The 11,459-nt window shown below is 63.2% G+C and carries 9 protein-coding genes and 1 pseudogene; 7 read left to right on the top strand and 3 right to left on the bottom strand.

Annotated elements, in window-relative coordinates; translation table 11 throughout:
* Nucleotides 1-4 precede the first annotated feature (4 nt).
* The gene (locus AC0L2Y_RS24815; RefSeq protein WP_473560162.1) at nt 5-709 is read right to left on the bottom strand and encodes a hypothetical protein; all 705 of its coding nucleotides are present in this window, start codon (nt 707-709) and stop codon (nt 5-7) included.
* 300 nt (nt 710-1,009) lie between these two features.
* Between AC0L2Y_RS24815 and AC0L2Y_RS24810 the strand changes: the two are divergent.
* The 7 genes and pseudogenes from AC0L2Y_RS24810 to AC0L2Y_RS24780 all read left to right on the top strand — a co-directional run.
* A pseudogene (locus AC0L2Y_RS24810) lies at nt 1,010-1,213 on the top strand (LacI family DNA-binding transcriptional regulator); the annotation flags it as partial.
* A 198-nt stretch (nt 1,214-1,411) separates the two neighbouring features.
* Nucleotides 1,412-2,884, top strand: coding sequence for a DUF6600 domain-containing protein (locus AC0L2Y_RS24805; RefSeq protein WP_473560160.1), 1,473 nt, complete (start codon nt 1,412-1,414; stop codon nt 2,882-2,884).
* Between the two features lie 211 nt (nt 2,885-3,095).
* On the top strand, nt 3,096-4,145 hold the full coding sequence (locus AC0L2Y_RS24800; protein ID WP_473560159.1) for a LacI family DNA-binding transcriptional regulator: 1,050 nt from the start codon (nt 3,096-3,098) through the stop codon (nt 4,143-4,145).
* A gap of 70 nt (nt 4,146-4,215) precedes the next feature.
* Nucleotides 4,216-5,469 (top strand): ABC transporter substrate-binding protein, encoded by a 1,254-nt coding sequence (locus tag AC0L2Y_RS24795; protein ID WP_473560157.1) that lies wholly within the window; start codon nt 4,216-4,218, stop codon nt 5,467-5,469.
* 318 nt (nt 5,470-5,787) lie between these two features.
* Nucleotides 5,788-6,714 (top strand): carbohydrate ABC transporter permease, encoded by a 927-nt coding sequence (locus tag AC0L2Y_RS24790; protein WP_473560155.1) that lies wholly within the window; start codon nt 5,788-5,790, stop codon nt 6,712-6,714.
* A complete protein-coding gene (locus AC0L2Y_RS24785; protein ID WP_473560153.1) occupies nt 6,714-7,571 on the top strand; it encodes a carbohydrate ABC transporter permease in 858 nt (285 codons plus the stop codon). Before AC0L2Y_RS24790 ends, AC0L2Y_RS24785 begins: the two co-directional genes overlap by 1 nt.
* 27 nt (nt 7,572-7,598) lie before the next feature.
* Entirely contained in the window at nt 7,599-9,581 is a 1,983-nt protein-coding gene (locus tag AC0L2Y_RS24780; protein ID WP_473560151.1) for a glycoside hydrolase family 127 protein, read from the top strand.
* On the opposite strand, the gene AC0L2Y_RS24775 is transcribed toward AC0L2Y_RS24780, so the two are convergent.
* Both AC0L2Y_RS24775 and AC0L2Y_RS24770 read right to left on the bottom strand, forming a co-directional pair.
* Nucleotides 9,568-10,314: a gamma-glutamylcyclotransferase gene (locus AC0L2Y_RS24775; protein ID WP_473560149.1), complete on the bottom strand. Its 747-nt coding sequence runs from the start codon at nt 10,312-10,314 to the stop codon at nt 9,568-9,570. The genes AC0L2Y_RS24780 and AC0L2Y_RS24775 overlap by 14 nt on opposite strands.
* A gap of 203 nt (nt 10,315-10,517) precedes the next feature.
* Nucleotides 10,518-11,297 (bottom strand): response regulator, encoded by a 780-nt coding sequence (locus AC0L2Y_RS24770; protein ID WP_473560148.1) that lies wholly within the window; start codon nt 11,295-11,297, stop codon nt 10,518-10,520.
* Nucleotides 11,298-11,459 lie beyond the last annotated feature (162 nt).

Here is an 11,459-nt window from a genome sequence, read left to right as displayed (position 1 = left end):
AAAGTTAATCCTGCAAAGAGATTTTTTGTAAGGACCAACGAGCGCAGAAATCACGTGATCGGTCGATAATTTGGGTGTCCGGATTGACGATAAAAAAAGTCCGGCAGCTATACGCGTTCGCTCGAACGGCAATTGTTCGATAAGGGAATTTGTTACGCCAATGATTAACTTCTAATTCATGTCCACCCTTGAATCGAGAGTTATGATGATAGACGACAAGGGTTCGACGTTCTGCTAATGCTATCGCCTCATTTATTGGAATCTGCTTGCTGAAGCACCTCTCGGAGCGACGGTATTCTTGGTCATCCACAATGCCATTGTCAGGATCTGCGAATACAAGGTCACAGTTAGAAAGGGAACGAACAGCGCGCCCGAACCAAGCCTCTCGCCATTGTGATCTGATGCGTGCAGGCAAAGTTGCGCTAATATTGCTTTCACTGAAAAACAATGCATCCAGCGCTCCAGACTTTTCAATGGCGTGAATTGATCGCTGGGTGATAGTTATTTCATTGAGTTTATCGAATAATTCTGGGTCTAAATGGCGCCAGTGGATCGGGTCAGAAAGATAACGGACGTGCCGTCCATCCGAATTGTGACTTTCGTCGGCGACAAGATACCAAGCTATTCCAAGCGTTCTGCCCACACTCAAATGCCTAAGTAGCGCGAGTTTGATGTAGTCGCCTATGTCGCCTGCATACCGATTCTGCATCAATCTGCCTCAAACTCGAAATCCGCGTGTATAGATAGCGCCCATAAAATTGCGATTATTGAATCTCTTGTCGCAGCCATAACCCTTCACGCGAATCTTATGCCTGAAAGAGGGTTGGGCTGGCTAGCCGTCCGCTACCCATCCTTCGTTCGCCATTCCCCCTTGCCATCCCCAAACCCTTCCCCTAATCGCCTCTGAGAAAACCTTTCCCATCCCGCGCGGCATCTGCTGACCTCACCATCCGGCACCCCGCACCCCTATAAGAGAAAGGCTTTCCCACCTGGGAGGATCGATATCCAAATCACGGCGTCTGACGTCCAGCCAACGCCCGCCAAGCAGCCCGTCACCCTCCGCGAGGTGGCGGCTATCGCCGGCGTCAGCGTTGCCACCGCCTCCAAAGCGCTGAACGGGCAGGGGGCGGCCGAGACGCGCGAGCGGATTCGCGAGACGGCGCAGCGGCTTGGCTTTCGCCCGAACAGCCTGGCGCAGAGCCTGTTGCGGCGGCTCTTTTACCGTCCGGCCCGATGAGCAACGACCTGTCGCCGCGCCTTCGTGACGGTACCGCCGACTCTGATGTCTAACATCATCGTGCGGCGCCAAGTCGTCGCCCGACCGGATGCGGCTAACGTCAGCAAAGCGGAACAATCCGGCGGCCGGCGGGTTTGTAGGATGAAGGGCGATCTGTTTCTGAGGAGGATTAGGATGAAACGCGTCCTTACCCACCATGCGGTGCGACTGATGCTCGGCGGCGTAGCCGCCTGTCTACTCACGGTCGTCGAGATTCCCAACCCGATCATGCCGTTGTCGCTCGTGTCCGAGGCGAGGGCTGCCACCGAGGTTTCGATCAGCACGTTCTACGAGGACCTGTCTTCCTATGGTGATTGGGTGTCGTATCACGGAGCGTCTGTTTTCGTGCCGGCTGATGTACCTGACGATTGGCGTCCGTATACCGTTGGACACTGGGCCTATACAGAGCAGTATGGCTGGCTGTGGGTGTCCAACGAGCCATTCGGCTGGGCGACGTACCATTACGGCCGCTGGGGCTATGCCGACGATATCGGCTGGTACTGGGTTCCGGGCAAGCGTTGGGCGCCGGCATGGGTGAGTTGGCGTCGCGACAGGCAGCACATGATTTGGGCTCCGCTGCCGCCGCGCCGCGATCCGGATCTGATTTCGATCGAGGTGACCATCGACACGACGCCGGATTATTACTGGGTTGTCGTCCCCACCCGCGAGTTCCTTGCTGAGGACGTTTCCACCGTCGTTATCCGTGATGAGCCGCAGTATGTGCGCATTGTCGAGTCGGCCGAGCCGGCCGGTGACGTGACGGTCCAGAACAATGTGGTGATCAACAAAGTCATTGATGTCGATGTGGTCGAGAAGGAGACGAACCAGAAGGTGACTGCCGTCAAGGTCAGCAAGACCGACGCGCCCGAGCAGGCCGGCAAATTGGAAAACGATACGGTCAAGGTCTTTGAAGGCGAGGTGAAAGCCGAGCCCGATGCCAAACCAGCCAAGCTTAAAGACATCGAGGAGGTGAAGCAGGTTCAGGCTGGCCGTAAATCGAAGCCGACCGAAGGCGCTGCAACGACCGAACAGGCCGAGCCGGAAAAGACCGCCAAACCTGAGAAGCCGACGACCAAGGAGCAGCCCGCCGCCGGGCAGCAGCAGGCCGAGCCCGGCAAGGCAGCCAAACCTGAGAAGCCGAAGACCAAGGAGCAGCCGGCCGCCGGGCAGCAGCAGACCGAGCCCGAACAGACGGCCAAGCCTAAGAAGCCGAAGACCAAGAAGCTGCCCGCCGCCGAACAGCAGCAGGCCGAGCCCGAACAGACGGCCAAGCCGGAGAAGCCGAAGTCCAAGAAGCAGCCCACCGCCGAGCAGCAGCAGGCCGAGCCCGAGCAGGCGGCCAAACCTGGCAAGCCGAAGACCAAGAAGCAGCCCACCGCCGAGCAGCAACAGGCCGAGCCGGAGCAGGCGGCCAAGCCTGAGAAGCCGAAGACCAGGAAGCAGCCCGCCGCCGAGCAGCAGCAGGCCGAGCCGGAGCAGGCGGCCAAGCCTGAAAAGCAGAAGGCCAAGCAGCAGCCCACCGAGCAGCAGCAGGCCGAGCCGGAACAGGCGGCCAAGCCGCAGAAGCAGAAAAACAAGGCGTGCGATCCGCAGACTGAGAGCTGCTAGCCGTACGGGTTGACTGCGGCACCGCGATTATTCGATCGCGGTGCCGGCTGAGCGACCATTCCCCCTTGCCATCACCACATCCTTCGTCCTAATCTCCCCCTTGAGAAAACCTTTTCCCACATCGCCCTGCGTCCGCTGACCTCACCATTCGGCACCCGCAGGGGCCATAAGAGAAAAGCTTTTCTCAACCGGGAGGATCGATACCAAAATCATGGCGTCCGACGTGCAGCCAACGCCTGCCAAGCAGCCCGTCACCCTGCGTGAAGTGGCGGCGATTGCCGGCGTCAGCGTTGCCACGGCCTCGAAAGCGCTGAACGGGCAGGGAAGGATGACGGCCGAGACGCGGACACGGATTCGCGAGACGGCGCAGCGGCTTGGCTTTCGCCCGAACAGCCTGGCGCAGAGCCTGCTCAGGCGGCGCTCCTTTACCGTCGGGCTGTTGACCAACGACACCTATGGCCGCTTTTCGCTGCCGCTGATGGCCGGCGTTTCCGATGCGCTGGTCGATGCCGGCGTCTCGGTGTTTTTGTGCAATGTCGAGGACGATCCGCGCCTTGCCCAGCTGCATGTCGATGCCATGCTCGACAAGCGCGTCGACGGCATTATCGCCACCGGCAAGCGCATCGACCGCCATCTGCCGGTCGACCTCGCCAATCTCGGCATTCCGGCGATCTACGCCTTCACCGAGCCCGATCCCAACGCCATCGCTTTCGTGTCCGACGATGCCGGCGGGGCGCGGCTGGCGGTCGAGCATTTTTGCCGGCTCGGGCGGCGGCGCATCGCCCATGTCAGCGGTCCGGCGAGCTTTGCCGTGGTGCATGCGCGGGCACAGGCCTATCGCGAGGTGCTGGCCGAGAACGGCCTGCCGGTCGTGGAGCCGCTGCTCGGCCCATGGTCGGAGGCCTGGGGGCATGAGGCGGTCGCAAAACTGTTCGATGGCGAGGCGGGCAGGGGGGAGCAGCCGGATGCCGTCTTCTGCGGCAACGACCAGATCGCGCGCGGCGTCATCGACGCCTTGCGCGAGCGCGGTATCGGCGTGCCGGACGAGGTTGGCGTCATCGGTTTCGACAATTGGCAGATCGTCGCCGAGGCGACCCGCCCGCCGCTGACCTCGGTCGACATGAATCTCGCAGCACTTGGCCGCGAGGCCGGCCTTGCCTTGCTTTCGCTCGTCGGCGGCGAACCCGCTCTGCCGGGCATCAGAAAACTGCCGTGCCGGCTGGTGGTGCGTCAGTCATGCGGCCGTCCGCCGGACGGCTGAACGAAACGGGCCGTGTCGATAGTCACCCGCTTGGGGGCGCGGCTAAATTAGAACCATGTGGAGGAGAAGCATGAGAACCACCATTACCGGGCTCGCCATCGCCGCGAGCATTTTCGGCACGCTGGCGACAGCCGGCGCGGCCGCCGCCGACACCGCCAACATCTGGGTTCGCGCCGACGGCTCGAACTTCATGCCGCGCATCGTCGATGCCTTCAACAAGGGGCATCAGAACCAGATCAAGCTCGACATCATCCCCAATGCCGAAATCATCCCGAAATACGGCGCTGCCGCCGCCGGCGGCACGGCGCCCGACGCGCTGTCGCTCGACCTGATCTACACCCCGTCCTTCGCCGCCGCCGGCCAGCTCGAAGACATCACCGACTGGGCGAAATCGCTCCCCTATTTCGCCAGCCTGTCGCCGGCGCATGTCAAGACCGGCACCTATAAGGGCCGCATCTACGGGCTGCCGTTCTCGGCCGATAGTTCGGTGCTGATCTGGAACAAGAAGCTGTTCAAGCAGGCCGGCCTCGACCCGGAAAAGGGCCCGACCAACTGGGCCGAGATCGAAGCCGACGCCGAAAAGGTCAACGCGCTCGGCGGCGACATCAAGGGCTTCTACTTCTCCGGCAATTGCGGCGGCTGCAACATCTTCACCTTCACGCCGCTGATCTGGGCCTCGGGCGGCGATATCCTCACCGAGGACGGCTCCAAGGCGACGCTGGATACGCCGCAGATGCGCGGCGCCATCGACCTCTACCGTTCGATGGTCAAGAAGGACCTTGTGCCTTCAGGCGCGCAGACCGACACCGGCTCCAACTTCTTTGCCGCCTTCGCCACAGGCAATATCGGCATCTCGCCGTCCGGCGCCTTCGCCATCGGCGCGCTCAACACGCAATACCCCGACATCGACTACGGCATCACCTTCCTGCCCGGCAAGGACGGCGGCTGGTCGTCGTTCGCCGGCGGTGACAATTTCGTCGTCACCAAGGGCACCACCAAGGTCGCGGTGGTGAAGGAGTTCCTCGACTTCGCTTATTCGCTCGAGGGCCAGACCATCCTGGCGAAATACGGCAGCCTGCCGGTGCGCGGCGACATCGCCAACGAGGCGCTGAAAGACCTCGACCCGCGCTACAAGGTCGCCGCCGAAGCCATGGCCAAGGGCCGCACGCCCTATTCGGTGGTGTTCAACGATCTGATCAACTCGGCCAACGGTCCGTGGAACCAGATGATGAACGAGGTCTTCTTCGGTGAAGACGTCGACGGCGCCATAGCCAACGCGCAGGAGACCATGCAGTCGATCATCGATTCGGCGCCGCAGAAGTAGGGCGAGCGCCCACCTCCCCCTTGAGGGGAGGTCGGACCGAAGGTCCGGGTGGGGTCCTCAGTGAAACGCGCCGACAGAAAGAAGCGTCGGCGCACTTCGCAGAGGACCCCACCCCCCGCCGAGGGCGGGGCCCCACCCCCGGAGGGGGGGGGGGGGGGGCGCCAAATGAGTAACCCCCCGAACCCCCCACACCCCCACAAACCCCCCCCCCAACAACTCCCGCGGCGCCCCCTCACCCCCCCCCCCCCCCCCCCCCCGCCCGGGCCCCCCCCCCCCCCCCCCCGGGGGAGGGGGACGTCCCACTAATGGAAGACCCGCATGACCACCATCACAGCAATCTCCGCCCCGACGCGCCCCCGCAAACTCGTCGGCGTCGGGCGCCGGCAGTGGATCGGCCTGCTCTATGTCGCGCCGGCCGTTGCCCTGGTCGTCGTCTTCTTCATCGTGCCGCTTTGCATGACCGCCTGGATGTCGCTGCACAATTGGCCGCTGATGGGGGCGCATAGCTTCATCGGGCTCGACAATTACTGGGCGATCCTGCGTGACACCCGTTTCTGGAACGCGCTGAAGTTCACCGGCTACTACACGGTGGTGGTGACGATCGCGATCTTTGCCGTTGCCTTTCCGCTGGCGCTGTTCATCGAACGGCCGCGGCAGCTGACCGGCTTCTACCGCACGTCCTTCTTCATGCCGGCGGTCATCGGTTTTGCTTCGGCCAGCCTTTTGTGGTCGTGGCTGCTCAATGTCGATTCCGGCCTGTTCAGCCCGGCCGCCTTCGAGCTTGGCCTGACCGAGAAGAAATTCAATCTGCTGGCGACCTTCCAGCCGGCCTTCTGGTCGATCATCGCCATGGTGGTGTGGAAGGTGGCGGGCTTCACCATGATCATCCTGATGACCGGCCTGCAATCGATCCCGCCGGACCTGCAAGAGGCGGCGATGATCGACGGGGCAGGGCCATTCGCGCGGTTCCGGGCGATTACCCTGCCGCTGATGCGCCGCACGCTGGCGCTGGCGCTGATCCTGTCGGTCGCCGGCTCGATCCTCGCCTTCGACCAGTTCTACATCATCCTGCGCGGCGGCCCGCGCAACCAGACGCTGACCGCAGTCTATTGGATCTTCAACCAGTCCTTCGTGTCGTTCAAGCTCGGCTATGGCGCCGCCCTATCGATGGTCCTGCTTGTCATCCTGGTGGCGCTCAGCCTCATCCAGTTGCGGCTGTTGCGCCAGCCCGAGGGGGTCGACTGATGGCACAGGCAAGGAGCCGCAACCGCCGCATCGGCATGCAGATCGCCGAGCACTCGACTGGCATCGTCGCGTCCATTCTGTTCCTGGCGCCGATCGCCTGGACGGTGCTTTCGGCCTTCAAGCCGGCGCAGGAGGCGCGCCAGCCGCCGCTGCCGCCCTGGCCGACCAGCGGCATCTCGCTCGAGAACTACGCCACGCTCAACACGTTCGGCGACGGCCTGTGGCTGCCGGCACAAAACAGCATCTATGTCTCGGTCATGACCGTGGTGCTGTCGGTGATCGTCAGCGTGCTCGCCGGCTACGGTTTCTCGCGCTTCCGCTTTCCGCTGAAGAACCTGCTGTTCGTCGTCATCCTGTCGACGATCATGATCCCGTTCCAGTCGATCCTGACGCCGATCTTCCTGGTGCTGACAAAAATCGGCCTGCACAACACGCTGACCGGGCTGGTCTGCGTCTACGTCACGCTGCAGCTGCCGTTCTCGATCTTCATGATGCGCAACGCCTTCGACGCGGTGCCGCGCGAAATCGAGGAGGCCGCGCGCATGGACGGCGCCAACAATGTCACCATGCTCTTGAGGGTCATGCTGCCGCTGGTCTGGCCTGGCATCGTCACCATCGCGCTGTTTGCCTTCCTCGGCGCCTGGAACGAGTTTCTGGCGGCCCTCGTGCTGATGACCGACCAGTCGAAATTCACGCTGCCGATCATGATGACCGCACTCCAGTCCGGCCGCTTCGGCGCCATCGACTGGGGCGCCGTGCAGGCCGGCGTCACCGTGATGATGGTGCCGTGCCTGGTGCTCTTCCTTTTGCTGCAGCGCTTCTACATCCGCGGCCTCATGGCAGGGGCCGTCAAGTGACCAATCGAACCGAACCGGAGTAAATTGATGACCGCATCGCAATCCGCCAGTCAGGGCGCCAAGCCGAAACTCGCCTTCCGGCCGCTTCCGGTGCCGCAGGTCGATGTGCGCGGCTTTTGGGGCGACCGCGTCGATGCCGTCGCCTCAAAAACCGCCGGCATCCTCTACGACCGCTGCGTCGAGGCCCGCATGCTCGAGCAAATCGATCCGGACCGGCCGTCGCCCGGCGTCGTCATTCCGTTCCACTCACCCTCGCCGGACGAGGCAGCCACCGCCGGCAACGAGTTCACCGGATCGACGGTGACGACGCAGATGTTCTGGGACTCGGATTGGGGCAAAACCATCGAGACCGCCGCCTATTCGCTCTACCGCCGCCGCAACGACGAGCTGGAGAAGAAGATCGACGCCGTCATCGACATGTATGGCAGGCTGCAGCAGCCCGACGGTTATCTGTCGAGCTGGTACCAGCGCATCCAGCCGGGCCTGCGCTGGACCAATCTGCGCGATTGCCACGAGCTCTATTGCGCCGGCCATCTGATCGAAGGTGCGGTCGCCTATTACCAGGCCACGGGCAAGCGCAAGCTGCTCGACATCATGTGCCGCTATGTCGACCATATCGCCGAGACGTTCGGTCCCGAGCCCGGCAAGAGGAAGGGCTATTGCGGCCATGAGGAGATCGAGCTGGCGCTGGTCAAGCTGGCGCGGGTGACCGGCGAGCGCAAATACATGGAGCTAGCCAAATACTTCATCGACCAGCGGGGACTTGAGCCGCATTATTTCGACGAGGAGGCGCGCGCCCGCGGCGCCGACCCGAAGGCCTATCATTTCAAGACTTACGAATACAACCAGTCGCACAAGCCCGTTCGCGAGCAGGACAAGGTCGTCGGCCATGCGGTGCGGGCGATGTATCTCTATTCGGGCATGGCCGACATCGCCACCGAATATGGCGACGACACGCTGCGGGTGGCGCTCGACCGGCTGTGGGACGATCTCATGACCAAGAACCTCTATGTCACCGGCGGCCTCGGGCCGTCGGCGCACAATGAAGGTTTCACCGCCGATTACGACCTGCCCAACGACACCGCCTACGCCGAGACCTGCGCTTCGGTCGGCCTGGTGTTCTGGGCAAGCCGCATGCTCGGCATGGGTCCCAACGCGCGCTACGCCGACATCATGGAGCGGGCGCTCTACAACGGCTCGATCTCCGGCCTGTCGCTCGACGGCTCGCTGTTCTTCTACGAAAATCCGCTCGAAAGCCGCGGCGCCCACCACCGCTGGAAATGGCACCGCTGCCCGTGCTGCCCGCCCAATGTCGGGCGCATGGTCGCCTCGATCGGCAGCTATTTCTACGGCCTGTCGGACGACGCACTCGCCGTCCATCTCTATGGAAACGGCACGGCTCGTTTCGATATCGCCGGGACGCAAATTGAGCTGACCCAGACCAGCAATTATCCGTGGGACGGCGCGGTCTCGATCTCCGTCGAACCGCAAGCTCCGACCGAGTTCACCTTGCACCTGCGCCTGCCGGGCTGGTGCCGCAAGGCAGTGCTCAAGGTCAACGGCGCCGATGTCGATCTGGCTGCTGTCACCAGCGACGGCTATGCCGCGATCCGCCGCGAATGGCGCAAGGGCGACCGCGTCGAGCTCGACCTCGAAATGGCCGTCGATCGCCTCTACGCCAATCCGCAGGTGCGGCAGGATATCGGCCGCGTCGCACTGGCCCGCGGGCCGCTGATCTATTGCGTCGAGGAGACCGACAATTCCAGCCAGCTGCACCGCATCGCTTTGCCGCGGACGGCCGACATCGAGGCGCATCAGCAGCCGAACCTTCTGGGCGGCGTCGTGACACTTTCGGCGATTGCCAAGAAGGAGGCTTTCGAAAACTGGGAAGAGGGGCTCTACCGCACCGAACCGCCAGCGGTCGAGGAAGCAAAAGTCACCGCCGTGCCGTATTTCGCCTGGGACAACCGCGACCCCGGCGAGATGCTGGTCTGGCTCAGGGACGAATAAAGCCCGACGGCGGCGCCCGACCGATCTCCTCGGCCACAAGTTCCTGCAGCTGCCAGAGGTTGCGGTCGCGGATGCCGCAAGCGTCGAGATGGCGAATGGTCTCGAACAGATATTCGGCGCCCGAACCCCAGTGGCCGACGGCCGTGGCCAGGGTCGCCGCTATCGCTCGCTTTTCGAGCTTGCCGGCATAGCGCGGATTGGCGGGATCGACAACGAAACCAAGCGCTTGGCCCATGCCGTCGCCCGTCCTGACCTGCAGCCAGCGCGGCACATTGACGGCCGGCAGGATGGTCATCTCGCGGCGCAGCAGCGCTTCGAGATTGGCCGACACCGGCTCGGCGATCTCGAACACCATACCCTGGCATTGGCCGCCGCGGTCGAGCGCCATCATCAGGCCGGGCTGCTCGATCGTTCCCCTGAAGCGTTGCACCGTAAAACAGAACGAACGGTGCCAGCCTGTCGCCACGGCCCGTTCGCCACCCCTGACCTCGCCGGCCGGCTTCCACAGCAGTGAACCATAGGCAAACAGCTTCACCGGCCCGGCCGGCGCGCCGGCCAGCACCTCGTCGCGAATGCGCGCGTAATCGGCATCGGTCATGTAGACCATGCCCGGCGTCGGCCCGGCGTCCTCGACCGCCCGCAAAGTGCGGGCGACCAGCGCCTCGGTCAGCGCCATCGGTGACTTGCGCGGTGCCGACCGACGCCGCGATGCGGCGGAAATGACCTTGCTCATCCTCGTGCTCTCAGCTTTGCCGCCATGTTGCCGAAGGCTGAAGGATTCTCAAGGGCCGAGTGCACCGGCGCCAAAATACCTGGATCAGACGCGCGAGGTGGCCTGAAAGGCAGACCGGCCCGGCTCATTGGATGCCTATCGGCGGTCGTCCCTGGAAACTATAGAAAGGTCTCCGTCTGCTGACAGGCGCAGGCACGGCAGCGTCAGAGTACCTCGACCGCGGTCGCGAACACGTAACCGGCGCCACGCTCCGTAACGATGAGCTTGGGCTCGCTCGGGTTGACCTCGAGCTTGCGGCGCAGCCGCAATATCTGCACGTCGATGCTGCGGTCGAACACCTCCTCGTCGTGCACGCGGCTGGCAGCGAGTAGCTGCTCGCGGCTCAGGATCTGCTGTGGCGATTTCAGGAAGGCTGCCAGCAGGTTGAACTCGCCGGCGGTCAACGGCGTCGCCTCGCCCGCCGGCGACCTCAGGCGCCGCATCCGCATGTCGAGCTCCCAGCCGGCAAAACGATAGCATATGTGCTTCTTGCCGCGCGGCTGCGGCTGCGCCGACGCCGATCGCCGCAGCACGGCGCGAACACGCGCCAGCAGCTCCCTGAGGCTGAAGGGCTTGGTGATGTAGTCGTCGGCGCCGAGTTCCAGGCCGACGACGCGATCCACCTCGTCGCGCCTGTGGCCGGTGATGATGATGATGGGCGCTTCCGGCGGACTGCCGAGTTGCCGCATGACGTCGAACCCGTCCTCGTCCGCAAGCCTCATATCGAGGATCATCAGGTCCACGGGCTTTTCGTTGAGGACGCGCGACATGGCCCGGCTGTCGGCGACCGCGCTGACCCTGAAGTTTTCGCTCTCCAGGTAATTGGTGAGCATATCGCGAATTTCGGCGTTGTCGTCGACGACAAGAATATGCCTCGGCGCCGCTGCCTGCTCGATACTGCCTTTCGACTGCTGTTCGTGGCGAATGTTTTGTTCGGCTGACATCTCGCACCGTCCGCAAGCGTGGAACTCATGACCGAGCCGTTGCTTTTATTAAACATCGATTTTCGGCGATTTATTGGTGAGCGCGATGATCTTCGTGATCGCACACCCTGCCACAGGCTCGCTCGATGGCACATCAGCAGATTGGTAAGGTTCGGGCGGGGC

The sequence above is a fragment of the Mesorhizobium sp. WSM4830 genome (assembly GCF_055811495.1).
The sequence above is the reverse complement of the archived record's forward strand: the minus strand, read 5'-3'. Positions and strand labels throughout refer to the sequence as shown.